Source organism: Adhaeribacter sp. (genome assembly GCF_057359045.1).
The window spans coordinates 13,081-37,211 of the sequence record NZ_JBMQUD010000022.1; the positions used below are offsets into that span (position 1 = coordinate 13,081).

The 24,131-nt window shown below is 42.6% G+C and carries 18 protein-coding genes and 1 other RNA gene; 10 read left to right on the forward strand and 9 right to left on the reverse strand.

Annotated elements, in window-relative coordinates:
* Nucleotides 1–94 precede the first annotated feature (94 nt).
* The 4 genes from ACO1R6_RS03870 (at nucleotide 95) to ACO1R6_RS03885 (ending at nucleotide 7,086) form a co-directional block, all read left to right on the forward strand.
* Nucleotides 95–1,039 carry a D-2-hydroxyacid dehydrogenase gene (locus ACO1R6_RS03870; protein WP_486262337.1) on the forward strand — a complete coding sequence of 315 codons (945 nt, stop codon included), beginning with the start codon at nucleotides 95–97 and terminating at the stop codon, nucleotides 1,037–1,039.
* A gap of 249 nt (nucleotides 1,040–1,288) precedes the next feature.
* Nucleotides 1,289–2,134, forward strand: a complete 846-nt coding sequence (locus ACO1R6_RS03875) for a sugar phosphate isomerase/epimerase family protein (protein WP_486262338.1) — start codon at nucleotides 1,289–1,291, stop codon at nucleotides 2,132–2,134.
* Nucleotides 2,135–2,623: 489 nt separating this feature from the next.
* Nucleotides 2,624–5,488, forward strand: a complete 2,865-nt coding sequence (locus ACO1R6_RS03880) for an alpha/beta hydrolase family protein (RefSeq protein WP_486262339.1) — start codon at nucleotides 2,624–2,626, stop codon at nucleotides 5,486–5,488.
* Nucleotides 5,489–5,763: 275 nt separating this feature from the next.
* Nucleotides 5,764–7,086: an MFS transporter gene (locus ACO1R6_RS03885; protein ID WP_486262341.1), complete on the forward strand. Its 1,323-nt coding sequence runs from the start codon at nucleotides 5,764–5,766 to the stop codon at nucleotides 7,084–7,086.
* A gap of 151 nt (nucleotides 7,087–7,237) precedes the next feature.
* On the opposite strand, the gene ACO1R6_RS03890 is transcribed toward ACO1R6_RS03885, so the two are convergent.
* Both ACO1R6_RS03890 and ACO1R6_RS03895 read right to left on the reverse strand, forming a co-directional pair.
* The gene (locus tag ACO1R6_RS03890) at nucleotides 7,238–8,896 is read right to left on the reverse strand and encodes an amidohydrolase (RefSeq protein WP_486262343.1); all 1,659 of its coding nucleotides are present in this window, start codon (nucleotides 8,894–8,896) and stop codon (nucleotides 7,238–7,240) included.
* Nucleotides 8,889–9,662 (reverse strand): AMP nucleosidase, encoded by a 774-nt coding sequence (locus ACO1R6_RS03895; protein ID WP_486262345.1) that lies wholly within the window; start codon nucleotides 9,660–9,662, stop codon nucleotides 8,889–8,891. The genes ACO1R6_RS03890 and ACO1R6_RS03895 overlap by 8 nt, the downstream gene beginning before the upstream one ends.
* A 73-nt stretch (nucleotides 9,663–9,735) precedes the next feature.
* Between ACO1R6_RS03895 and ACO1R6_RS03900 the strand changes: the two genes are divergently transcribed.
* On the forward strand, nucleotides 9,736–10,197 hold the full coding sequence (locus ACO1R6_RS03900; protein ID WP_486262346.1) for a type I restriction enzyme HsdR N-terminal domain-containing protein: 462 nt from the start codon (nucleotides 9,736–9,738) through the stop codon (nucleotides 10,195–10,197).
* Here the strand turns inward: ACO1R6_RS03900 and ACO1R6_RS03905 are convergent.
* From ACO1R6_RS03905 to ACO1R6_RS03915, 3 genes are all read right to left on the reverse strand, one after another.
* Nucleotides 10,154–12,127: an LTA synthase family protein gene (locus tag ACO1R6_RS03905; protein WP_486262348.1), complete on the reverse strand. Its 1,974-nt coding sequence runs from the start codon at nucleotides 12,125–12,127 to the stop codon at nucleotides 10,154–10,156. The genes ACO1R6_RS03900 and ACO1R6_RS03905 overlap by 44 nt on opposite strands.
* Nucleotides 12,128–12,331: 204 nt before the next feature.
* Nucleotides 12,332–13,456 (reverse strand): alanine dehydrogenase, encoded by a 1,125-nt coding sequence (gene ald, locus ACO1R6_RS03910; protein ID WP_486262350.1) that lies wholly within the window; start codon nucleotides 13,454–13,456, stop codon nucleotides 12,332–12,334.
* A 324-nt stretch (nucleotides 13,457–13,780) separates the two neighbouring features.
* A complete protein-coding gene (locus ACO1R6_RS03915; RefSeq protein WP_486262352.1) occupies nucleotides 13,781–14,563 on the reverse strand; it encodes a DUF1573 domain-containing protein in 783 nt (260 codons plus the stop codon).
* Between the two features lie 185 nt (nucleotides 14,564–14,748).
* Between ACO1R6_RS03915 and ACO1R6_RS03920 the strand changes: the two genes are divergently transcribed.
* Nucleotides 14,749–17,163 (forward strand): alpha-ketoacid dehydrogenase subunit alpha/beta, encoded by a 2,415-nt coding sequence (locus tag ACO1R6_RS03920; RefSeq protein WP_486262353.1) that lies wholly within the window; start codon nucleotides 14,749–14,751, stop codon nucleotides 17,161–17,163.
* Between the two features lie 77 nt (nucleotides 17,164–17,240).
* On the opposite strand, the gene ACO1R6_RS03925 is transcribed toward ACO1R6_RS03920, so the two are convergent.
* A complete protein-coding gene (locus ACO1R6_RS03925) occupies nucleotides 17,241–17,777 on the reverse strand; it encodes a hypothetical protein (protein WP_486262355.1) in 537 nt (178 codons plus the stop codon).
* Nucleotides 17,778–17,854: 77 nt separating this feature from the next.
* On the opposite strand from ACO1R6_RS03925, the gene ACO1R6_RS03930 reads away from it, so the two are divergent.
* Nucleotides 17,855–18,847, forward strand: coding sequence for an acyl transferase (locus ACO1R6_RS03930; protein ID WP_486262357.1), 993 nt, complete (start codon nucleotides 17,855–17,857; stop codon nucleotides 18,845–18,847).
* Between the two features lie 203 nt (nucleotides 18,848–19,050).
* Here ACO1R6_RS03930 and ACO1R6_RS03935 read toward each other — a convergent pair whose 3' ends face one another.
* Together ACO1R6_RS03935 and rnpB are read right to left on the reverse strand one after the other, a co-directional pair.
* Nucleotides 19,051–20,217 (reverse strand): sigma-54-dependent transcriptional regulator, encoded by a 1,167-nt coding sequence (locus tag ACO1R6_RS03935; protein WP_486262359.1) that lies wholly within the window; start codon nucleotides 20,215–20,217, stop codon nucleotides 19,051–19,053.
* Nucleotides 20,218–20,430: 213 nt separating this feature from the next.
* Nucleotides 20,431–20,833: RNase P RNA component class A (gene rnpB / locus ACO1R6_RS03940), an RNA gene on the reverse strand.
* A 294-nt stretch (nucleotides 20,834–21,127) separates the two neighbouring features.
* Here rnpB and ACO1R6_RS03945 point away from each other — a divergent pair.
* From ACO1R6_RS03945 to ACO1R6_RS03955, 3 genes are all read left to right on the forward strand, one after another.
* Complete coding sequence (locus ACO1R6_RS03945; protein ID WP_486262361.1) at nucleotides 21,128–21,823, forward strand: SWFGD domain-containing protein; 696 nt, start codon at nucleotides 21,128–21,130, stop codon at nucleotides 21,821–21,823.
* A 210-nt stretch (nucleotides 21,824–22,033) separates the two neighbouring features.
* Nucleotides 22,034–22,276, forward strand: coding sequence for a CsbD family protein (locus ACO1R6_RS03950; RefSeq protein ID WP_486262363.1), 243 nt, complete (start codon nucleotides 22,034–22,036; stop codon nucleotides 22,274–22,276).
* 161 nt (nucleotides 22,277–22,437) lie between these two features.
* Nucleotides 22,438–23,583 carry an AI-2E family transporter gene (locus tag ACO1R6_RS03955; RefSeq protein ID WP_486262364.1) on the forward strand — a complete coding sequence of 382 codons (1,146 nt, stop codon included), beginning with the start codon at nucleotides 22,438–22,440 and terminating at the stop codon, nucleotides 23,581–23,583.
* A 91-nt stretch (nucleotides 23,584–23,674) separates the two neighbouring features.
* Here the strand turns inward: ACO1R6_RS03955 and ACO1R6_RS03960 are convergent, their stop codons facing one another.
* Complete coding sequence (locus ACO1R6_RS03960) at nucleotides 23,675–24,127, reverse strand: ferritin-like domain-containing protein (RefSeq protein WP_486262366.1); 453 nt, start codon at nucleotides 24,125–24,127, stop codon at nucleotides 23,675–23,677.
* Nucleotides 24,128–24,131 lie beyond the last annotated feature (4 nt).

The window sequence follows — 24,131 nt, forward strand, 5'->3', positions numbered from 1 at the left end:
GGTCGTAATGTTGTAATAATTTAGCCCATTTGTTATGTTTGTTTAAGGCCGGTAATTGCCGGTCTTTTTTATTTCAAACCTTTATACAAAAACTATGAAAATTGTTTTTCTGGATGTTAAAACCATGGGCGATATTCCCAACCTGCATGTTTTAGAAAAATACGGCGAAGTAGTTTATTACCAAACCACTACTTCCCAGCAAACCCTAGAACGGATAGCTGATGCCGAGGTAGTAGTTACAAATAAAGTGGTGCTGGATCAGAAAAATATTCAGGCGGCGGCCAACTTAAAACTCATTTTAGTAGCTGCCACCGGCACGAACAATATTGATAAAGAAGCAGCGGCGGCCAAAGGTATTCCGGTAAAAAATGCCGTTGATTATTCTACCCACAGTGTGGCGCAACTTACATTTGCCTTACTGTTGCAATTGCTAAACCATGTTGCTTATTACGATAATTATGTTAAACAGGGTGGCTACACCCAAAGCGATATATTTACCCATTTAGATCGTCCTTTTCGGGAACTGAAAGGTATGCGCTTTGGTATAATGGGCTTGGGTAATATTGGTCGGCAAGTTGCGGCTATTGCGGTAGCCTTTGGTGCCGAAGTGGTGTATTATTCAGCATCCGGTAAAGACCAGGACCAACCTTACCAGCGGTTAGAACTGGAGATGTTTTTGCGCACATCCGACGTAATTTCTATTCATGCTCCTTTAACCGACAAAACTACCAATTTGCTAAATGCCGAGAAATTGCAGTGGTTAAAGCCAACTGCTCTGCTGGTAAATGTGGGTAGGGGAGGCATTGTAAACGAAGCCGATTTGGCCGAAGCCTTGAATCAGGATTTATTGGCCGGAGCCGCATTTGACGTATTTTCGGCGGAACCAATTAAAAAAGATAATCCTTTGTTACAGGTAAAGCAAAAAGATAAGTTAATTCTTACGCCGCATATTGGCTGGGCCAGCCTCGAAGCCCGCACTTTACTCATGGAAAAAGTAAGCCGGAATTTAAAAGAATATATTCAGCAGCATCCAAACTAAATAACTTAAGCCGGAGCCCGGTTAAAAATATTGAGTAAAAGTTTTAAAAGAAATTTATCTCTTGGTTAGGTAAAAGCGAAATAAGTATCTTATCCATTCTACTATTTACCTGGTTCATTTTTTTATATATAAATCTAAATTCAGCCTAAAACTCCGGGCTAAAATTTTTAAAGATATTGTAAAATTTGATTATGTTTATAACCGTAATCACCACCAACTCGGTTTAAAATCAAACTTAATCTATTACTTATGTCTCTTTCCCGTAAAGATTTTATGAAAGTAGCTGGTTTGGGTTTGGCAGCTGGCATGCTTCCTGCTTCCACCTCAAACCTTTTAGCCCAAACGGCTCCCGCCAAAACCTATCCGTTGCAACTGGGTTTAGCTTCTTATACCTTACACAAATTTCCGCTCGACGAAGCCATTAAAATTACCCAGCGTTTAGGTTTAACCCATCTGGCTTTAAAAGATGTGCACTTGCCCATGCAAAGTAGCCCGGAGCAAATTCAGGAAGCGGCGGCTAAAGTAAAAGCGGCTGGTTTAAATCTGTACGGCGGGGGCGTAATGTACATGAAAAGCGAAGAAGAGGTAAAAAGAGCTTTTAACTACGCCAAAGTAGCCGGTATGAAAACCATTATTGGCGTTCCGAACCACGAATTACTGCCTTTGGTCGAGAAGATGGTTAAAGAGCACAACATTAAACTGGCTATTCACAACCACGGGCCCGGCGACAAAGTTTACCCCAGCCCCGACACGGTTTTTGAGAGAATTAAAAACCTGGATAAAAGAATTGGTTTATGCATTGATATTGGACATACGCAACGCATTGGCCAGGACCCCTCTAAACTGGCCCTTAAATACGCCGATCGTTTGTACGATGTGCATTTAAAAGACGTAACCGGCAATACTAGCAACGACAAACCGCTGGAAATTGGTAGAGGCGTAATAGATATTCCAACTTTTTTACGCACCTTAATTAAAATAAAATACCAGGGCATTGTAGCCTTGGAGTACGAAAAAGATGCCAACGATCCAATACCAGGCGCAGCCGAATCGGTTGGATATACGAAGGGCGTTATGCGCATGATTACTACCTGATTTTAGCCCGTGTAATTTCTAGAGTTAGGGGGAAATTAATGTTGTGGTTATTTCTAGAACGCAGATAAAAAATTTGGTTTTATAGTGAATAGCCTAACATTTTAAACAGAAAAAAAATCCTTAAAAGAGCCGGAAGCGATTCCGGTTTTTTTATGAATATTTAAAAGCAAAAAAGCTTAAAGCGTGGACTTACTTTAATGCTTTACTATTTTAAAAGCATCATAAAAGTAAAATAAATTTATAATGTGTTTTCCTTCTGGCCTTATTAAAGAAGATGTAATTAAGAATAACTTTTATTAATAATTAAACGCACTCCTATTATTTAACTCCGCTAATTAGAATAATATTCATAAATATTGCTTTATCACCTTTAAAATTGAACGGTAAATTTAAAAAATAAGCTTGCCGGAAATAGTTTGCATAATTTAAGTTCTTTCTAAACTTTTCTGGTTTTATCTTTAGCTTAAATTCAATACCTCAATTTTATTCATGAACTTCTTCCGGTTTTGCCTTCTTTCTTTTCTGACGACTTTATTAGTTTATTCTGCTTTAGCACAGCAAAAAACGCCTAAAAAGCCTTTGTCTCACGCCGATTATGATAACTGGAAATCGGTGGTAAACGATACCCTCTCCAACGATGGTGCCTTTGCGGCTTACACCATTACGCCCCAAGAAGGCGATGCCATGTTGGAAGTCGTAAATTTGGCGCAAAATAAAACCAGCCGTTTTGCCCGGGGCAACAAAGCTTCTTTTACCGCCGATAGCCGATACTTGATTTTTATGGTTAAACCCGAGGCGGCTAAAGTTCGGATAGCTAAACTGAAAAAGCAAAAGCCGGAAAATATGCCGAAAGATTCGCTTTTTATACTGGATTTAGCTTCCGGCAAAACGGCGTTTTATCCCAAAGTAAAATCTTTTCAGGTGCCTAAAAACGGGAGCGGTTGGTTAGCTTTTCAGCGAGAAAATACGTTACCGGCCAAACCAGCTAGCGCAGCTAAACCCGAGGAAACCAAAAAAGCTCCGGCTAAACCGGCTACGGCTAAAAAAGTAGAACCTTACGAACTGGTAATTTTAAATTTAGCCTCACGGCAGTTAATTACCTTTAAAAATATTACCAATTACCTTTTCACCGACAAAGGCAATCAGCTCTATTTTATTCAGCAACATCCAGATTCGGCGCGGCAAACGGCTGTTTATGGCTTTAATACCCAAACCCAAAAATCTTACCGGATTAGCCACGGAAAATTTGCCTATAAGAGTTTAGCCGCCGATCAGGCCGGCGAACAACTGGCCTTTTTAGCTACCCAAGACAGCACCCAGAAAGAAGTACCCAATTATGTGCTCCATTACTGGCACGCCAAAAACAAAGAACTTAAAACTTTAGCTGATACCAGTTTGGCGGGTATGCCGGCCAAATGGATGGTAAGTGAATTTGGCCGGATGCAATTTTCGCAAGACGGTAATCGCTTATTTTTTGGCACCTTTCCCAAGCCGCGCACTTTTGCCAAAGATACCACTAAGCTCGATGAGGAAAAGGTAAACGTAGATATCTGGACCTGGAAAGATCCACTTATCCAACCCATGCAACTTAAAAATTTAGAACGGGAGCAGAAACGCTCTTACGTGGCCATGTACGATTTTAAATCGCGTAAACTGCGCCAACTGGCTACCTTAGAAATTCCCGAAGTATATTTTGATCCCGAACGCAATGCCGATATTGCTGTTGGGACCAGCGATGTTAATTATTTACTCAGCGTGGGGTACGAAACACCTTCTAAAAAAGATGTGTGGCTGATAAACCTTAAAAATGGTAACCGGCAGTTAATGCATAAAGCCATTCGGGGCAATCCGCGGGTTTCGCCGGCTGGTAAATTCGCGTATTGGTACGAACCCGCCGATAGCGCCTGGTATACTTACCAGTTTACCAATGGTAACAAAACAAACCTAACAGGCCGGTTGCCGGTTCGGTTTTACGACGAGTTAAACGATGTGCCCAGCTTCCCCGACGATTATGGTTTAGCCGGCTGGACGCCGCAGGATGCAGCTATCTTAATTTATGATCGTTACGATATCTGGAAATTTGACCCCAGCGGCAAAGCAAAGCCCGAAAACCTGACTGACGGCTTTGGCCGGAAAAATGATTTACAGCTACGGTACGTAAATACTAATCCGGAACGCCAAGGAAAAGCCATTAACCCGCAGGAAGCATTTATGCTGAGCGCTGCCCGTTTTTCTGACAAGGCCAGTGGTTTTTATCGCGATTATTTAAACAAAACAGCGGCCCCGGAAAAATTAATTTTCGGCGATTATTATTACTACGGTTTGCAGAAAGCCAAAAACAGAGAACAGGTAATATTTCGTCGGTCTACGTTTCAGGAATACGGCGATGTTTGGACGGCCAACCTGAACTTTGCGAAACCAGCTAAACTTACTACCGCCAATCCGCAGCAACCAAATTTTGCCTGGGGTACAGTAGAGTTGGTGCATTGGCAATCTGCTGATAATATTCCGCTGGAAGGCTTGCTGTACAAACCCGAAAATTTTGATCCGCAAAAAAAATACCCCATGGTGGTGTACTTTTATGAACGCTCTTCCGAACAGTTACACCGGTATTATCCGCCCGCGCCCAGTGCCTCTACCATTAACCGCACTCTGGCCGTTAGCAACAATTATTTAATATTTGTACCGGATATTGTGTATAAAACCGGTTATCCCGGCGAAAGTGCTTTAAATTCAATTCTGCCGGGGGTGCTAAGTTTAATGCAGAAGGGGTTTGTGGATGAAAAGAATATGGCCTTGCAAGGACAGAGTTGGGGTGGTTACCAGATTGCTTACCTTATTACGCGCACCAATTTATTTAAAACAGCCATGGCGGGTGCGCCGGTGTCTAACATGACCAGTGCGTACGGCGGCATTCGATGGGAAACCGGCATAAGCCGGCAGTTCCAGTACGAGCGCACCCAAAGCCGGATTGGCGGAACTTTGTGGGAAAAACCTTTACAGTTTATCGAAAACTCACCATTGTTTTTTGCCGATAAAGTAAATACGCCTTTGTTAATAATGGCCAACGATAACGACGGAGCCGTGCCGTGGTACCAGGGTATTGAATTTTTTATGGCTTTACGCCGGTTGCAAAAGCCCGTTTGGATGCTCGTGTACAACGGCGAAGCCCACAACTTGGTGCAGCGCAAAAACCGGAAAGATTTATCGGTGCGTATGATGCAATATTTTGATTATTATCTGAAAGGAGCGCCCATGCCGGCCTGGATGAAACAAGGCGTGCCTTCTATTTACAAAGGCAAAGAATACGGGCTGGAATTAGTAGAAGAAAAAGCGGAAGCACCGGAAAAATAAACTCTGTTGGGGAGATAATAAAAAGAAGCCAGTAATTATTTTACTGGCTTCTTTTTTCTTATCTCCCTTTAAATATTTTTTAACTGATTAAAAGTTAATTTAGGTAATAAATTAACTTTAAACCAATGCCTGATTGCGGCTGGTAAATGGCTTTTCAGTGTCTCTCAGGAGAAATTATTAAATATTTAGCGAATCCGGCAGTAATATATTTTCTGGAAATTGAAGCAGGAATATATTAATATTTATACCTTTAAAGCTATAATTTATTAGCTGATATGGAAAAAAATGATCCCAAAGTAACCAAGGCCTGGTGTTTTTACGATTGGGCCAACTCGGTGTATTCTTTGGTTATTATCTCCACTATTTTCCCGATTTATTTCGGGTCTATTACCAAACAGCCCGACGGGAGTAACGTCGTTAATTTCCTGGGTTGGTCGCTGGATTCTTCGGTTTTATTTTCTTACAGCATTTCTTTTTCTTACCTGGTAATTGCCTTATTAAACCCCTTGTTAACGGCCATTTCCGATTACAGTGGCCGGAAAAAGCTTTTTTTGCAGCTATTCTGCTACATCGGGGCCATTGCCTGCGCGGGCTTGTATTTTTTTACCAAAGATACTTTTACCGTTTCAATGGTTTTGTTTATGCTGGCCGCTATGGGCTGGACCGGCAGTATAGTTTTCTATAATTCTTACTTACCCGATATTGCTACCGAAGATCAATTTGACCGGCTTAGTGCCCGAGGCTTTGCTTTGGGCTATATAGGAAGTGTGTTGTTACTGGTTTTTAACCTGGCGCTGGTGCTTAAACCCGCTGTGTTTGGTATAGATCCGGCCAACAGCAGTTTGCCCGCCCGGATATCGTTTTTAACCACGGGTATTTGGTGGCTGGGCTTTGCCCATTATACTTTTTATTATTTGCCTACTTACACCCACCGCAAACCCCGCGAAGGCAGCTGGCTATTAAATGGCTTTAAAGAATTACAAAAGGTATTTAACCAGGTGCAGCAAATGGCTTTGCTCAAGCGGTTCTTATTGTCTTTTTTCTTTTACAGCATGGGCGTACAGACCGTCATGTACGTGGCCACTATTTTCGGCGACCAGGAATTACACCTGGAGGCTAGTAAATTAATCATGACTATTCTGATTCTGCAATTAGTAGCTATTGCGGGGGCGTTTGGTTTTGCGCGTTTATCCGAAAGTATTGGTAACATCAAAACCCTGGCGGTGGCTGTTCTTATTTGGATTGGCATTTGTATTGGGGCCTATTTTATATATTCAGAAGTGCCCTTCTATATTCTGGCGGCGGTAGTGGGGTTGGTAATGGGCGGTATTCAGTCTATGTCGCGGTCAACGTATAGCAAGCTTATTCCGCCCGACACTAAAGACACCGCCTCTTTCTTTAGTTTTTATGACATTACCGAAAAGATGGCCATTATTCTGGGCACCTTTGCTTACGGAGTTATTGCCCAGGTTACGGGTTCAATGCGCAATAGTGTTTTAGCCCTGATTACTTTTTTTATTCTGGGTTTTATTTGCCTGCTTACCATTAAAGAAAGAAAATCAGACCCCAATAAAATTCTTGTTCCTGAAGCGCAGTAATTATCCGTAATGCAGGGTATGGGTTACGCTGGCTAGGCGGGCATTTGCGCAGTTGGTAACGTTCTGGTAGGTATTCTGTTTTTCCGGGACCCAAACAATTTGGGTATAATTTTTATTCTATTATTTATTGGGCTAATTCCGGTTTTAAAATTTATTTCTCATTAGGCTGTTTCTGCTGGTAAACTAATTGCCCGTTGGAGTAGGTGCGTAGTACTTTTACGTTTCTTATTTGGGGCAAAGGAGCCGTCATGATATCTTCTGCTAAAACCACAAAATCGGCGTATTTATCTTTTTGGATGCTGCCCTTTACTTTTTCTTCGAAGTTGGCGTAAGCTGCCCATTGTGTTATGCCCATTAAAGTCTGGATACGGGTAAGGGCATTATTTTTATTAAATCCTTGGGGCGGGTAGTTCTGGGCATCTTGCCGGGCTACTGCCGCATGAAAACCATATAAAGGGTTTATGTCTTCTACCGGAAAGTCGCTGCCCAACGGGATTAAATTATTTTGATTAAATAAAGCCTTATAGGCATACGCGTGGGAGAGGCGCTCAGAACCTAAACGCTCGCCGGCCCAGTACATATCTGAAGTGGCGTGGGTAGGCTGCACCGACGGCAGGACGTTAAACTTACCAAACTTAGGTACATCATCCGGATTTACGACCTGTGCGTGTTCTATCCGCCAACGCTTATCATTAGGTCCTTTTAACACATCGCCATAAATATTTAAAATTAAGCGGTTCGCTGAGTCGCCGATGGCGTGGGTATTCATCTGGAAGCCTAACTGATTTAGCTGTTCTGCCAGTTGGCGGTAATAAGTTTGGTTTTGCAGCAAAAATCCGGTTTGGTCGGGTTTATCGTGGTAAGGGTGCAGCAAACAGGCACCGCGCGAGCCCAAAGCCCCATCGGCGTATACTTTAAAAGAGCGTACGTGCAGGTAAGGCGTTTGGTAAGGGCCGTTTTTATAATAATAATTTTTATTTACCTCCGACGGGCTAAGCATGGCATACACCCGAAGTTTAAGGGCTTTTGCCTTTTGCAAAGAATCTAGTAAATCTATGGATGGTTTTTCCAGGCCGGCATCAGCCAGGCTGGTAATGCCTACCCGGAACAGGTTTTCCTGCGCCGCCAGCAATAAATCTACCATTTGGTTATGGGCTAATTGGGGAATTTTACGTGCCACCAGTTCTTCGGCATTATCAACCAGAATACCCGTTAATTGGCCGTTTTCCTGCTGAACTATTCCGCCCGAAACTTTAGAATGAACCGTTACGCCCGCCAAAGACAGGGCTTTTTGGTTGGCTAGGGCCGCGTGCCCGTCTATACGGGTAATATAAACCGGTACATCCGGAAAGAGGCGGTTTAGGGTGTCATTGGTCGGAAATTCGCGAAGTGGCCAATCGTTCTGGTCCCAACCCCGGCCCAATAACCAAGGCGCTGCCGGGTATTTTTGCCGGTGGGCAACCAGGCGCTGCACTACTTCGGCAAAAGATTTGGTGCCTACCAAATCGGCTTGTATTAAATTTTGCGCGTAACCCACAAAGTGGGCGTGGGCATCGATAAAGCCCGGGTAAACCGCTTTGCCGTTTAAATCCAGTTCCTGGTTGCCTTTGTATTTATTCCGGATAAACCGCGAACCGCCAACTTCTATAAATTTACCTTTACTTACCGCAAATGCTTCGGCTATCGTAGAGTCTGGGTCGGCGGTATATACTTGGGCATTGTAAATGATTAAATCTACGGGCGCCTGGTTGCGGCAACTTATTATCAGAAAACAAAAAAACAGCCAACTAAAGCCCTGCGTTTTATTCATAGCGTAAGTGCTTAACCGATTCGCCGGAGTCGCGCAATTCTATCATGGCATCGATGCCAATATTCAGGTGCTTTTCTACAAAACTGGTAGTTACCTTCGAGTCGCTTTCGGCCGTTTTAACGCCTTCAGGAGTCATGGGACTATCCGATACCAGTAATAAAGCCCCGTGCGGAATATTATTAATAAAGCCTACTACAAAGATAGTGGCTGTTTCCATATCTATGCCCAACACCCGCACTTTACGTAAATATTCTTTAAATTCTTCATCGTGTTCCCAAACGCGGCGGTTGGTAGTATACACCGTACCGGTCCAGTAATCGAGTTCGTATTTTTTAATTATAGAGGATACCGCCCGTTGTAACCGGAAAGAAGGCAAAGCGGGTATTTCGGGGGGCAGGTAATCATCAGAAGTGCCTTCGCCCCGGATGGCTGCAATGGGTAATATAATATCACCCACTTTTACTTTATCTTTTAATCCACCGCATTTGCCTAAAAACAAAGCCGCTTTGGGTTTTAGCGCCGATAATAAATCCATAACGGTAGCGGCTACAGCGCTGCCCATTCCAAAATTAATAATGGTAATATTTTCGGCGGTGGCAGTTTGCATGGGTTTATCCATGCCTTTTATCTCTACATTGTACCGTTCCGAAAAAGAAATGACGTAGGTAATAAAATTAGTAAGTAAAATATATTCCCCAAATTCGTTTAAGGGCGTGCCGGTATACCGGGGCAACCAGTTTTTTACGATTTCATCTTTGGTTTTCATAAGTTGATATATTAAATATTTATTCTTAAACCGTACAGATTTTTTGCCGGTAGTTTTTCTTTACTTTTGCTAAATGCTGCAGCTTAATTTACCCGCATACGATTATAAACTCAAACAATCTGCCGATAACCAACTGATATTTGATTTAATCCGCCGGAAGTACATTATATTAACCCCGGAAGAATGGGTAAGGCAGCATTTTATTAACTATTTAGTTGTACACCTGCACTACCCCAAAAGTTTGCTGTCGGTAGAGCGCGGCACCCGGTACAACCAACTTGCCAAACGCACCGATGTATGTGTATATGCCCCCACCGGGCACCCATTGTTGTTAGTAGAATGCAAAGCGGCGCAGGTGCCCATTACCGCCGATACCGTTAAGCAGGCCAGCGTTTATAACCAGAAATTAAAAGCACGTTACGTAGTTTTAACCAACGGGTTGGCGCATTATTGCTGGGAAGTAGATTTTGCCAAATCGCAATACCAGCCGCTTACCCAGGTACCTGACTATTTATCTTTGTCGGCTGGACTTTAGCCCCGTTTAACTCCTGTGATTTAACGGTATTGGGTAGCCAATAATACAAATTATTTTCCAGCAGGCCGTTGTTAAAATATTGCAGATACGCTTTTAATTCCTGGGTGTATTGTTGTTGCAAACCTTTAGGTACCGATTTTACTTTTTTAAGCCCGTGTGCCTGGTAGCCGTAAAATTTAACCTGATTATCCGGATAGAGTTGGGTAATATAATCCTGGTGCAGCAAGGTAGCTACTCCCTCCAGAAAGTATACGGCTTTGCCCGGAGCATTGCGGTCCAGCAAAGATTGGCCAAACGGTAATAATTTATTTGTAGGGATAGCTAAGTAATCGATTAAAGTAGGTAAAATATCGGCGTGTTGACTTATTTTGTTTGCATTGTAGTCCGGAAATTTTTTCTGCGGATGAAAAAACAGCAGCGGTACTTTGTGCATGGCCACCTGGTTTTTGTAATCCGCCCGACTGGTTTTATGCGTATGGTCGCCGGTGAGCACAAATAAAGTATGGGGGTACCAAGGTTCTTTGGCAATGGTGCGAAAGAATTTGCTTAAAGCATAATCGGTGTAGCCAATGGTTTCATGTATGGGCAAATTCCCCTGCGGGAATTTACCTTTGTACTGGGGCGGAATATAATAAGGGTCGTGCGAACTAATGGTAAAAATGGTTGAGGCAAAAGGTTGTTCTTGCCGGTTTAATTCTCCGGCTACATATTGCAAGTAAGGTTCATCCATAATGCCCCATAAACCATCGTAATCGCGTTCTTTTAAGGCAGCCGGGTACTCATCAAGCCCATAGTAGCGGTCAATGTCAATACTTTTGGTAAAGGCATTAAAACCCATGGTGCCGTTGGCGGCGCCATGAAAAAAAGAGGAGGTGTAACCTGCTTGTCCTAAAATAGAACCTAAGCCAAATATTTGGTTCGATTCGTAAACCGACGAAATAATGGGCGCATCCATGAGCGCCGGTAACCCAGCCAGAATAGAAGGCAAGGCCAAAATCGAGCGTTTGCCATTGGCGTAATTGTGCCGGAAATAAGTGCCTTGCTGGGCCAGTGAATCAAAGAACGGGGTATAACCCTGGCCTTTATTTTCGTACCCAATATATTCAGAAGCAAAACTTTCCAGAATAATTATTACCACATTCTCATACCGGGCAGGGACGGGCACAGCTGTATATTGGTTGGGATTAAAATTTAATTTTTGAGCTGCTGCTTCCTGGCTGGGGTAGTAATTGGCTTTTGCCAATTTGTGGCCGTTTAAGCTCCGGATAAAGGTAAAAGTGCTGTTGAGTGCCAGATTACCTAAAACCGCCGGCTCCTGTATAAAAGCATGCGATACTTTTATGGGTTTATATTGTGTGCCACCTCGTATGCCAATAACCATAACCAGCACCGTAAATATTAAACCCAGTACCCGTAAAATATCCCAGTTCCCAATATCGTCGGAGCGCTTGGGCTGGTACCGTGGAAAGGCTTTAAACAGCAAAAAGCCCAACAACAAGGTAGTGAAGATAATATACCAATAATCAACCGCCAGGTGCCCGGCCTGGTCGGTTATATCCTGGGTGATGGTAAATATTTCGTTGCTGGTGCGGCGGCCGATAAATTTAAAATATTCAATATCCAGGAGGTTGATAAAAAAGAAGGCGGTATTTACAGCCGTAAAAAGATATTTTACAAACCTTTGGAAATTTTGATTTGATAAAACAGAATGCCCGGGCAAAATGGAAAGGGCAATAAACGGGAGGTTTATCGTAAGTAAAGCAGCCGCATCGAACCGGAGACCGTGCAAAAAGGAAAAGAATATTTTTCCGGGTGTGGCTGCTTCAAATGCATCCTGGTTAAAAATGTAGAAAGCCAGCCGTAGCCCCAGGTAAAATAAAAATAAAACACTTATTCGCCGGGCGGTAATTTTAACTGAATAATGAAACATGCAACAGGTCGGCGGAAATAATGAATAGGAGCGAAGGCTTGGGTATAATTATACGGTTAAGATTTAAGCTAAACCAGCATATTTTTGCTAACTGCTTTTGCCTGCAAAAATAAAGTAAAACTAAATATCGTAATGGTAAAAATAAGTTTGCGGAGACCCCAAGTTTTAAAACAAAAGGCTTCCGCAAATTTACCAGATAGAATTTTATAATGCAGCCGCTAAGACTTCGTTAACATCTGTTAAAGTTAAATCCCAGGCATCGGCAACACCTTTGTAAACCACTTGCCCTTTAACTACATTTAAGCCTTTTTTCAAGTCTTCGTTAATTAAGCAAGCCCCTTTCCAGCCTTTATTCGCTAACTGGATCACGTAGGGCAAAGTAGCATTGGTTAACGCCAGGGTAGAGGTATAAGGTACCGCACCGGGCATATTGGCCACGCAGTAATGCACCACCTCATCAATTACAAAAGTTGGATTTTCGTGTGTTGTAGGCTTACAGGTTTCAATACAACCGCCTTGGTCTACGGCCACGTCTACCAGCACTGTACCGGGTTTCATGTCTTTCAGCATGTCGCGGGTAATAAGGTGCGGCGCTTTGGCACCCGGAATTAAAACTGCGCCAATAATTAAGTCGGCCGATTTAATTGCTTCCCGAATATTATAAGCGCTCGACATTTGGGTATCTACGTTAGCTGGCATAATATCGTCGAGCTCGCGCAAACGGGTCAGGTTAATATCCATAATAGTTACGTGGGCTCCTAAGCCAGCCGCAATTTTAGCCGCCTGGGTACCTACCACACCACCGCCCAGTATCAATACACTCGCGGGTTTTACACCGGGTACGCCGCCCAATAAAATACCGCGGCCCTGTAAAGGTTTCTCCAGGTATTTAGCGCCTTCCTGCGGCGCCATCCGACCGGCTACTTCCGACATCGGGATTAATAAAGGCAAAGATCTATCGGGGCGTTCTACGGTTTCGTAGGCCAAACAAATTGCTTGGCGCGCAATCATGGCACGGGTAAGTTCTTCCGACGAAGCAAAATGAAAATACGTAAACAGTAACTGATCTTCCTTAATGAGCGGGTACTCCTGCGCAATTGGTTCTTTTACCTTTACAATCATTTCGGCAATGCCGTATACCTCTTCAATTGTGGCCAGTATGGTGGCACCGGCAGTGGTATATTCGCTATCTTTAAAGCCACTTCCCAAGCCGGCACTGGCTTGCACATAAACAGTATGTCCTTGTTGTACCAATTCGGCTACACCGCCCGGAGTTAAGGCAACCCGGTTTTCATTATTTTTTATTTCTTTAGGAACACCTATAACCATTTAAATTCTGATTTGATTGCTATTTCGACGGCAAATATACAACACCTTACGAGTTTTTACAGCATTATGAGATATTAACCCGAGGAACAAAATGGTTGATAAGGAATTTGCCTGCTTCTTAACTATTAAACAGTTTATTTTAAGAAAATAACGATGGCGCAGGGGATAGATGCGTTCTGAAAAGAGGCATTATTTTTTGAGCGGCGTTCGTGTGATGCGAATATTCAAACAAGTACTAAAAAATGTATTTACAGATTAGGGTATAAATAAAAAAAGGCAGCGATAATATCACTGCCATTAGTCAAAATAAAACTATGAAAAAATCTATTTAAATGGAACAGCTGTACTGTTCTCTTTTAAGACACTTTGAGCAGATAAACTCTGCACTACCTTCGCCTTTAAGTTTACCTTTACTTCCGGCGTTATAATATCGTTAGAAGCTATTTTAACTTCTTCTATTTGTTCTCCTAACACCCGGGGCATATAAGTTAGTTCCACAATTGATTCACTTCCGGGCTTAATTTTTTGAGCCGTGTTTTTATAGGTTACACAGTTGCAGGCCGACTGAATACCCGTAATGGTTAAATCCTGTTTTCCGGTGTTTTTAACAGTTACTTTGGCCAGTCCTTTTTGACCGCTTTCCAGCTTACCCAACTCATAAGCCGACTTGGTTAAAGTTACACGCGGCGATTGCGCTTTTTGCTCGGGCGTGTAAGAAGCTTTAATTTCAGCTTTATCTACCACTGTACCTTTTATGTATAAAACCTGAGTTGCGTTAGTTGCGTTTGATGTAATAGTAATGCTTTTGTTAAAAACACCCATAGTTGCCGCGTTGTAAGAGGCTTTAATAAAACCAGTTTTGCCGGGTAAAACCGGGGTTTTTGTCCATTCTGGCGTAGTACAGCCACAAGAGGCCTGAACATTAGAAATAACTACCGGTTGGTTACCGGTATTTTTAAAAGTAAATTCGTGAGCGGCCGGAGTTCCCTGGGCAATTTTACCAAAATCGTGCGTTTCTTTTTGGAACGTAAGCGTGCCTTGAGCATAAAGCTGGTTAGCCAGCATTACAAAACTCAAACAAAGGATAAATAGCAGTGATTTTTTCATTATTGGTAAAGAATAATTTTCTTAAGAAATATGTGTACACACAAATATAAATAAATTCTCTAAAAAACAAGTTCAATTATTGCCTTATTTTAAGCAGAACGGATGCTAAAGGCCAGAAGTTTGATAAAAGAAGGGTTTTGCTTAATATTGTATAGAATTTATCCAAAATACTTATAGATTAAAACATGCATATAACACAACTGGTAAGAACACAAAAGCTTAGCAGAGAAGAAATATTAAGAGATTACCGCATTGCCTGCGAAAGCCGGCAAGCCAGCCTGGTGGGCCGCAAAGAAGTTTTCATGGGGAAAGCTAAATTTGGCATATTTGGTGACGGCAAAGAGGTAGCTCAGTTGGCTATGGCCAAATATTTTCTGCCCGGCGATTTTCGTTCTGGTTACTATCGCGATCAAACGTTTATGTTGGCCATTGGAGAACTAACGCTCCACCAATTTTTTGCCCAACTTTACGCTCACGCCGATGAGAAAGCCGAGCCAGCTACTGCCGGTCGTTGCATGACTGGTCATTTTGGAACCCGTTTACTCGACGAAGATGGTAAATGGAATAATTTAGCCCAAAGTAAAAACTCAAGTGCTGATATTTCGCCAACTGCCGCCCAAATGCCCCGTTTGGTGGGTTTGGCCTATGCCTCTAAACTGTACCGCCATAATCCGGATTTAAAAAGCATGACCGATTTTTCGGTGAACGGCAACGAAGTGGCTTTTGGTACCATTGGGAATGCCTCTACCTCCGAAGGGCCTTTTTTTGAAGCCATAAATGCGGCCGGTGTACTGCAAATACCTATGCTGGTATCTATCTGGGACGATGGTTATGGTATTTCGGTGCCTTCTGAATATCAGACTACCAAAGGCAGTATTTCGGAAGTTTTATCGGGTTTTCAGCGGAATAGCCCCGGCGAACCGGGCTACGAAATATTTAAAGTAAAAGGCTGGGACTACGAAGGATTGCTCGATGTTTATGCCAAAGCGGTGCCCATTTGCCGCGAAGAACATGTGCCGGTTTTAATTCACGTAGAGGAAATGACCCAGCCACAAGGCCACTCCACTTCGGGTTCGCACGAGCGGTATAAATCTAAAGAACGACTGGCCTGGGAAGATGAATACGATTGTATCCGGAAAATGCGCGAGTGGATTCTGGCCAACGAATATGCTACCTCCGATGCTTTAAATGCTTTAGAAGCCGAAGCCAAAGAAACAGTACGCTTAGCCCGTAACGAAGCTTGGGCGGCGTACATAAACGAAATTAAAGCCGATCAGGATGAAGCTCTGGTTATATTAAACCAGGTTATTGCGCAAAGTACCGGCGAATTTACCAGTCGGTTGACCGAAATAGTGCAGGAATTGCAAAAAACGGTTACCCCTAACCGCTACGATGCCATCAAAGCAGTTAAAAAAACTTTGCGTTTCATCCGGAAAGAAAGAAATCCTGCCAAAAAAGAATTAATTGGATGGTTAGAGAAAGTAACCGGCGAAAATGCCGAGCGTTACAATTCGTACATCATCAGCCAATCCGATGAATCGCCGTTGCTGGTACCGGAAGTAAAACCAATATTTTCGCCGGAAACGCCTTTGGTTGATGGTCGGGAAGTACTGCAGGCTTGTTTTGATGCGGCGCTGGCCCGTGATGTGCGTATCTTTGCCATTGGGGAAGATGTTGGAAAAATTGGCGATGTAAACCAGGCTTTTGCCGGATTACAAGATAAATACGGCGAAATGCGGGTAACGGATACCGGCATTCGTGAATGTACAATTGTAGGGCAGGGCATAGGTGCTGCGTTGCGGGGGCTGCGGCCAATCGCCGAAATTCAGTACCTCGATTATTTGCTGTATGCCATTCAGATATTATCCGATGATTTAGCTTGTTTGCAGTACCGGACCAAAGGCGGACAGAAAGCACCGGTAATTATCCGGACCCGGGGGCATCGGCTGGAAGGAGTCTGGCACTCAGGTTCGCCGATTGCGCTTTGCCTGAGCAGCCTGCGGGGCATGCATATTTTGGTTCCCCGCGACATGACCCAGGCGGCCGGTTTTTACAATGCTTTGTTTAAAGGCGATGACCCGGCCTTGGTTATCGAGAGTCTGAATGGTTATCGCTTAAAAGAAAAAATCCCGACTAATATTGGGGAGTTTACCGTGCCATTAGGCGTACCCGAAATATTAAAAACCGGCAGCGATATTACTTTGGTAACCTACGGGTCTATGTGTCGGGTGGTAATGGAAGCTGCCCGCCAGTTAGAAGAGTTTGATATTCACTGCGAAGTGATTGACGTACAGTCGCTTTTGCCATTTGATATTAACCAGATGATTGTAGATTCTATCCGGAAAACGCACCGGGTAATATTTACCGACGAAGATGTACCGGGTGGAGGTACTGCCTTTATGATGCAAAAAGTGCTGGAAGAGCAGGAAGCTTACCGGTGGCTCGATTCGCAGCCCCGTACCGTATCGGCGCACGAACACCGGCCTTCTTATTCCTCGGATGGAGATTATTTTTCTAAACCCAACACTGAAGATATTTTTGATGCCGTTTACGAAATAATGCACGAAGCCGATCCGGCTAAATATCCGGCCATTTATTAAAATCTTAATACTACCAAACAAGAGCGGGCTGGTAAAATTTACCGGCCCGCTCTTGTTTATAGTGCGTTGTAAATAAATTATTTAAACAAAGTAACTTCTTCCGATTCTACTGTATTGCTTCGGTTAAAAGCCCGGTCCCGTATCCAAACCCTAAATTTAAGAATATCACCTTGTTTTACCAACGGGTTATTGTTCCGGATTACAATGCTGTAGCGCAAATCACCTTCAATAGGGCCTATCCGGCCATCGGGCGCTAACCTAAAAAACCGGCCGTTAAAAGTAAAACCCACCGGAAAAGTTAACGTCTGGAATACCCCGTTCTTCTTAATCAGAAACTCTACGAAATAATTCAGACCGTTATCGGTTTTGGCGTCGTTGTAAGGCGGCGATTTTACATCGGCATCGCTCAGCCCCAAATCGCCATCGCCATCTTCGAAGCGGGTAACCAGTATAAGCGAATCTTTTTTAACGCCATTTTCCAGGCTAGAATAAACCTCCACATTCTGGAAATCAATATGCGGTGTATTGTCGTATTTAGGCGGTTTCTGGCAGCTATAAAATAAGGCCAGCAAACCAACTAAACCCAAGATTTTAAGATGTAGATAACTTTTCATTAAAATTAAAAATAAATGAAAGTAATTTTACTATTGCTAACGATTGAACGGGTTAATTGTTATATGGTAATTTTGAAATGTTTACGAATTCAGATTTCAAAAAAAGGTTATTTAATTTAAAGCCAGCGGAGTGGCCACTGTATGCCTTAGATTTGTTTCGGCACCAGGCCAGCCAGAACACGGTTTACCGGCAATATATAGATTATTTGGGAGTAAAAACAGCGGCTATAAAAGGGGTAAAACAAATACCTTTTCTGCCCATCGAGTTTTTTAAAAGCCACCGGGTTACCACCGGCAGTTTTACGGCCCAGGTGGTATACCAAAGCAGCGGTACTACCCAGCAAACGCGTAGCCAGCATTATTTACCCACCGATGCTTTTTACAAAGAAAATGCCCGGCTAATATTTGAGCGGTATTATGGCCCGCTTACCGATTATATTTTTCTGGCTTTGTTACCCTCTTACTTAGAACAAGGGCAATCTTCTTTGGTGGCCATGATGGATTATTTTATTCAACAATCGGGACAAAATTTACCGGGGTTTTACCTGCATAATTTTGAAGATTTAAAGCTCGCCATTGTCGCGGCCCGCAAAACCCCGAAAAAAATAATATTGGTAGGTGTTAGCTACGCCTTACTAGATCTGGCCGAGACGGTTAAACCCGATAGTATATCGGACCTGATTATAATGGAAACAGGAGGGATGAAAGGCCGGCGTAAAGAAATGATCCGGGAAGAGCTGCACGCGCAATTAGCTGCCGCTTTTGGCGTAAATAGTATTCATTCGGAGTACGGCATGACCGAACTGCTCTCGCAGGCTTACTCCAAAGGCCAGGGCATTTTTAAACCGTCGCCTACTTTAAAGATATTTTTGCGCGACTTAAACGACCCTTTTGATTTAAATAGCCAACGCACGACCGGTGGTATAAACGTGATGGATTTAGCTAACATCGACTCCTGTGCCTTTTTGGAAACCAAAGATATTGGCAAGCTTTACCCCGATGAATCATTTGAAGTTTTAGGCCGTTTTGATAACTCCGATATAAGAGGTTGTAATTTATTGGTGAGTTAAGTTATTGGTTTGTAATTATTTATTAAGTTGTAGCCTGAGTTTAGTTTAACTTGTCAGGAAAAGAAAAGCATCAGGATTAATCAATCATCTGCTAGCTAAACACCTAAAATATATTTAACTACAATAACTTGAAGTATTCAAAATAAAAAGGCTGGTAATTTTTTAGTTACCAGCCTTTTAGGATTGATTATGAAATATGTTGATTAAGCCGTTGCAGGTAAAGCAAAAGCTTTGGCGTCTTCTTCGGTAATTACCTCGTCGCTCATGATTACCAGCCGCTCTACCACATTGCGCAACTGCCGGATATTACCGCGCCAATCCAGGGTTTGCAAGAAAGCAGTGGCTTCAGGGGTAATGGTTTTAGGTTTATTGCCGTAATCGTTGGCAATATCGTTCAGGAATTTTTTAACCAAATCCGGAATATCTTCGCGGCGTTCGTTTAGAGGCGGCACGTGAATCAGGATTACGCCCAAACGGTGGTAAAGGTCTTCCCGGAAGTTCTTTTCTTCAATTTCTTTAATTAAGTCTTTATTTGTGGCGGCTACCACGCGTACATCAACCGATATTTCTTTTTCGCCGCCCACCCGGGTAATTTTGTTTTCTTGTAAAGCTCTTAAAACCTTAGCCTGCGCCGATAAGCTCATATCACCAATTTCGTCGAGGAAAAGCGTACCACCATTGGCTTGCTCAAACTTGCCAATGCGTTGCTTTACCGCCGAAGTAAAAGAGCCTTTTTCGTGGCCAAATAATTCGCTCTCAATTAATTCGCTGGGAATGGCGGCGCAGTTTACCTCTACCAAAGGTCCATCGGCCCGGCTGCTTTGTTCATGCAACATACGCGCGACCATTTCTTTACCGGCACCATTGGGGCCGGTTACCAGCACGCGGGCATCGGTTTTAGCTACTTTTTCTATGGCCCGCCTTACTTTTTCAAGCGCCGGCGAGTTGCCCACCATTTCGTAATTTTTTGATATTTTCTTTTTAAGCTTTTTGGTTTCGGTAACCAGATTAATTTTATCAATGGCGTTCCGGACCGTTATGAGCAGGCGGTTTAAATCGGGTGGTTTTTGTAAAAAATCGTAGGCGCCTTTTTTGGTTGCTTCCACTGCCGTATCAATGGTGCCGTGCGCCGAAATCATGATAAACGGTGTATCGGGTACAAACTCGCGGGCCCGGTTTAATACTTCTAAACCATCTATTTTGGGCATTTTTATATCGCACAACACTACGTCATACTTGCTCTTAGAGAGTAAATCCAACCCGATTTCACCATTTTCAGCTTGGTCTACGGTATAGTTTTCGTACTCTAATATTTCTTTCAGCGTACTCCGGATGGCCCGCTCATCGTCTATGATTAATATTTTAGGCATTCTGTTGTTTTTTCATTTGTTCTTTTTACCAGCAGCTTAATAAATATTAAAACTTTTGGTATACTGGGGTTGATTTATACTTAATTATTAGTGCACAAAAGGCTATTTTAATTGCCGGTACAGATAATAGGAAGTACAAGTTTAAAAAATAATTGAATAGACGTAGTAAATAGAGTAGAAGTTTTTATTTAGGAAGTGGCTTCAGAAAAAATAAAATATAGCAAGCCTGTAAGCCGGGTTCTGTTCTGCAATTAAAATTGCAGTTCTTATCATTTATCTAGGCCCATCCTCACGCATGGGCTCCATCAACCTACCCATTCCGGCCGGTAACCGAAATTACCTGGAAGCGAGCAACTCCACTTCCGGAACCTATTTGGTCTTTCAACTCCTAAGGTTTACCCAGCTACGCCGTCGCCGAACGTACTGGTGCGCTCTTACCGCACCTTTTCACCCTTACCTTTTTTAATCAGAAATTAAGAAAGGCGGTAATTTTCTGTGGCACTGGCTGTATCTTTTCCGTTCCCCGAAAAGACCCTTCCCGTTAGGAAGTAGGATGCTCTGTGTTGCCCGGACTTTCCTCTCCGCCTGGCGGCGCAGCGATAAGACGGCTTGCCATATTTCAGGTAAAAATAACTGAAAAAATTCGCATTGCGTTCCGAAATGCAAAAAAGAAACATCTGCTGCAATCTTAAAATTAGCTCAACACCAGGTGTGTTGCGGTATTTAAAGCAGGAATATTTTGGAAGTAGCTTAGTTGATTGGGGATTTAATTTTATAACAATATTTGCGGAATTTGCAATCAGGAGGAGGTTTTTAGCCGCTACCAGAAATAAACTAACCAAATTTTGGTACGTATATTAGTATAATTGTAAAGAATGAATCTGTTGTTTCACCTTTAAATTATTGAAGTATGCGTAACGAACATGAAAACGATGCTTGGGAGAACCAAGGGATGTACTATCGCGAGCATAACAACGATCGCTTCCAAAACATGAACGCTAACCGTAATAATCAGCCTTACGAAAACAATTACGCCGGATATAATAACATGCGTAATAATTTTGATTACGACGAACAGAATAGCCGCCCCCATATGGAATCCGGATATTTTTCGCCGCCAGCTTACCGGCAAAACTACGACCAGAACCGCGGTGTCTACAATAACTTCGAGCAGCAAGATAGCCGGCATAATTATCCTTACAGCGATAATTATGGTTCCCGCAATAATAACCAGTACCGCGATTTAGATAATTATTCTGACAATCAGGAAAATCGCCGTTATGGCAACAGCTATAATAGATTAAACAACAACGATTGGAACAACCAGCATCATTACCAGTCGGGCCGTTACAACAACCCAGACCGGTTCAGCAAAAATAATCAAAATTGGCAATCACACGAGAACAACCGTTTCCGGAACAACTCCTGGAACCAGGATTATCAAAATAACAGAAACTACAACGAACAGGACCGGGGCTTTTTAGACCGCGCTGGCGACGAAGTAAAGTCGTGGTTTGGCGATGAAGAAGCCGCCCGCCGCCGGCAAATGGACGACCGGCACGATTTTGACCAAAACCGGCATCATAACGACCGTAACTGGTGGTAAATAATTTTAGCCTAAAAAAACCTGCTCACGAGCAGGTTTTTTTAGGCCTTTACATGATTAAGTATAGCTACATACATACGTATTAAGCCCTATGTAAAAGGTTGTTTTTGTTTAACTTACTTGCTTTTATTGCCCGAAAACAGAGTCTAAGTATTTTAAACTTAAATTTTTAGGGCTCGTTAGAAATAGTATAATTAAAAAAATAAAGCTATGAACAACGATAATTATAACAACGACAACTATACTGGCCGCGACTTTGATAATGATGCATTAGAACTCAGAGCCCGTAGTAATTGGACCGAAACTAAAGGTAAAATCAGGCAACAATACGCCGATTTAACCGACGACGACATGGAATATGCCGAAGGCAAACAGGAAGAATGGTTTGGAAAAATAGGCGACCGCATAGGTAAAACGGCCCAGGACGTAAAGAACTGGATTAAAGGTTTATAACTGCAAAGTTTAATCTGAATAACTTCCTGAAAATTAAAAAGTAAATTTCTAAATAAACTAAATTAAAAGGTGGGCAGATAAGTAAATACCAGGTGGTTTTTACTTGATGCTACACCTTTTTTTGTAAATAATATTTAAACGCTGCTTTTAACGCAACTTTTATGAAAGGAATGCCCATTACTGTTCGGCGGTCAATTGAATTGATTGGTTTATTTTTTCTGGGTTGGATCCTGGTGGTAGGCAAAGGCGTAATTGCCCCCATACTTATGGCGTTCTTTGTAAGTATTGTGTTGCTGCCGCTTTATCGTTTTTTTCGGCGCAAGCATTTTCCCGAAGTACTGGCTATTGCGCTCAGCATTTTAATCATGCTGGTAACCTTTGGCTTAATCGTATGGTTTTTTTCGGCGCAAGTGGGGCAGTTGGTGGCCGATTTACCTACCATCCGGAAAAATGTAACCCTGCACCTGAATGCATTAAGCGGTTGGGTAAACTCTAAAACCAAATTCTCAACAACTGAACAACTGCAGTTTATAAACGAACAAAGCAATAAAATTTTAAGTTACGGGGTAAATTTATTGGGTGGCGCTGCCGGTTCGGTTACATCGGTTCTGGTATTTGTGGGCCTTTTACCTATCTATACTTTCCTGATTCTGTTCTACAAAAATTTATTACTGCGCTTCGTGTTTTTATGGTTTCCGGAAAAAAGCAACCAACGGGTAAAAGCCGCCTTATCCGAAACCGAAATAATTATTAAAAGTTACCTCATTGGTTTGCTCATTCAGGTGTCGTACATGACCGTTTTGGTAGGCGGTGCCCTTCTGATTATCGGAATTAAACATGCCTTGCTGATTGGGGTAATATTTGCCTTGCTTAATTTAATTCCTTACGTGGGGGCCTTAATCGGCAATATTATCGGCGTTTTGTTAACCTTGGCTTCATCGCCCAACTTAGGACCCATTTTCACGGTTTTGGGTACAATTGCAGCGGCTCAGTTTTTAGATAATAATATTTTAATGCCCCGCATTGTAGGCTCTAAAGTTAAAATTAATGCCTTAGCTACTATAGTAGGTGTTTTAATTGGTGGTGAGCTAGCTGGTATTGCTGGTATGTTTTTATCGCTGCCCATAATTGCTGTTTTAAAAGTAGTATTCGACCGGACCGACAATTTGAAACAATGGGGCGTGTTATTTGGTGATGAACGGCCACCCGCCAGCCCGATGAATAGCCCAGAATTGAGAAATAATGATGAAGCGGTGCAAAAAGAATTAGAAAAACAGAATCATATTCAATCTACCCGTAGTCCGTAAATTATTCCGCAGGAGACAGTTAAAAACTCATTTTCTATTAAATAAAAAAGGAGCCCAAGAGCTCCTTTTTTATTTAATATATTTTACCTGACTAAGATTTCTTGCCTTGGTCACGAAGATCCCGGATAGTATCGTGGGCTTGTTTTACCTGCTGATATTGTTTCTGCACAATGGTTTTTAGTTCACCCGGCAAATCAGCTTTTAAAGCTTTATCGTAAGCAGCTACGGCATAGTCTTCGCCGCGTTCGCATTCGTTTAAAACCTGCTGACGATCTTTAGATAACAAAGCCGACGATAAATCCATCCAGGTGCGGTGAATTTTACCTTCGGTCGAGCCGCTTTCGTCCTGGGTTTGGCCCATTGTGTGCAGGCAATCTTGTAATTCTGTAATCATGGTATCGCGCTGTACCGCGTATTGCCGGAATAATTGTTTTAGATCCTGATCCTGAATATCTTCCGAGGCGTGCTGATAACCTTTCTGACCATCTTTACACCGTTCTATCAGGTGACTAACCACTGATACAAATTCGTTATTTCTTTCCATAGGT

What these genes read in the sequence shown, in the direction of transcription:
- ACO1R6_RS03915 (WP_486262352.1), bottom strand. Translation starts at nt 14,563, where the DNA reads ATGAAAAAATCACTGCTATTTATCCTTTGTTTGAGTTTTGTAATGCTG.
- ACO1R6_RS03895 (WP_486262345.1), bottom strand. Translation starts at nt 9,662, where the DNA reads ATGAAAACCAAAGATGAAATCGTAAAAAACTGGTTGCCCCGGTATACC.
- ACO1R6_RS03890 (WP_486262343.1), bottom strand. Translation starts at nt 8,896, where the DNA reads ATGAATAAAACGCAGGGCTTTAGTTGGCTGTTTTTTTGTTTTCTGATA.
- ACO1R6_RS03870 (WP_486262337.1), top strand. Translation starts at nt 95, where the DNA reads ATGAAAATTGTTTTTCTGGATGTTAAAACCATGGGCGATATTCCCAAC.
- ald (WP_486262350.1), bottom strand. Translation starts at nt 13,456, where the DNA reads ATGGTTATAGGTGTTCCTAAAGAAATAAAAAATAATGAAAACCGGGTT.
- ACO1R6_RS03955 (WP_486262364.1), top strand. Translation starts at nt 22,438, where the DNA reads ATGAAAGGAATGCCCATTACTGTTCGGCGGTCAATTGAATTGATTGGT.
- ACO1R6_RS03875 (WP_486262338.1), top strand. Translation starts at nt 1,289, where the DNA reads ATGTCTCTTTCCCGTAAAGATTTTATGAAAGTAGCTGGTTTGGGTTTG.
- ACO1R6_RS03905 (WP_486262348.1), bottom strand. Translation starts at nt 12,127, where the DNA reads ATGTTTCATTATTCAGTTAAAATTACCGCCCGGCGAATAAGTGTTTTA.
- ACO1R6_RS03920 (WP_486262353.1), top strand. Translation starts at nt 14,749, where the DNA reads ATGCATATAACACAACTGGTAAGAACACAAAAGCTTAGCAGAGAAGAA.
- ACO1R6_RS03930 (WP_486262357.1), top strand. Translation starts at nt 17,855, where the DNA reads ATGTTTACGAATTCAGATTTCAAAAAAAGGTTATTTAATTTAAAGCCA.
- ACO1R6_RS03900 (WP_486262346.1), top strand. Translation starts at nt 9,736, where the DNA reads ATGCTGCAGCTTAATTTACCCGCATACGATTATAAACTCAAACAATCT.
- ACO1R6_RS03950 (WP_486262363.1), top strand. Translation starts at nt 22,034, where the DNA reads ATGAACAACGATAATTATAACAACGACAACTATACTGGCCGCGACTTT.
- ACO1R6_RS03880 (WP_486262339.1), top strand. Translation starts at nt 2,624, where the DNA reads ATGAACTTCTTCCGGTTTTGCCTTCTTTCTTTTCTGACGACTTTATTA.
- ACO1R6_RS03960 (WP_486262366.1), bottom strand. Translation starts at nt 24,127, where the DNA reads ATGGAAAGAAATAACGAATTTGTATCAGTGGTTAGTCACCTGATAGAA.
- ACO1R6_RS03945 (WP_486262361.1), top strand. Translation starts at nt 21,128, where the DNA reads ATGCGTAACGAACATGAAAACGATGCTTGGGAGAACCAAGGGATGTAC.
- ACO1R6_RS03935 (WP_486262359.1), bottom strand. Translation starts at nt 20,217, where the DNA reads ATGCCTAAAATATTAATCATAGACGATGAGCGGGCCATCCGGAGTACG.
- ACO1R6_RS03925 (WP_486262355.1), bottom strand. Translation starts at nt 17,777, where the DNA reads ATGAAAAGTTATCTACATCTTAAAATCTTGGGTTTAGTTGGTTTGCTG.
- ACO1R6_RS03885 (WP_486262341.1), top strand. Translation starts at nt 5,764, where the DNA reads ATGGAAAAAAATGATCCCAAAGTAACCAAGGCCTGGTGTTTTTACGAT.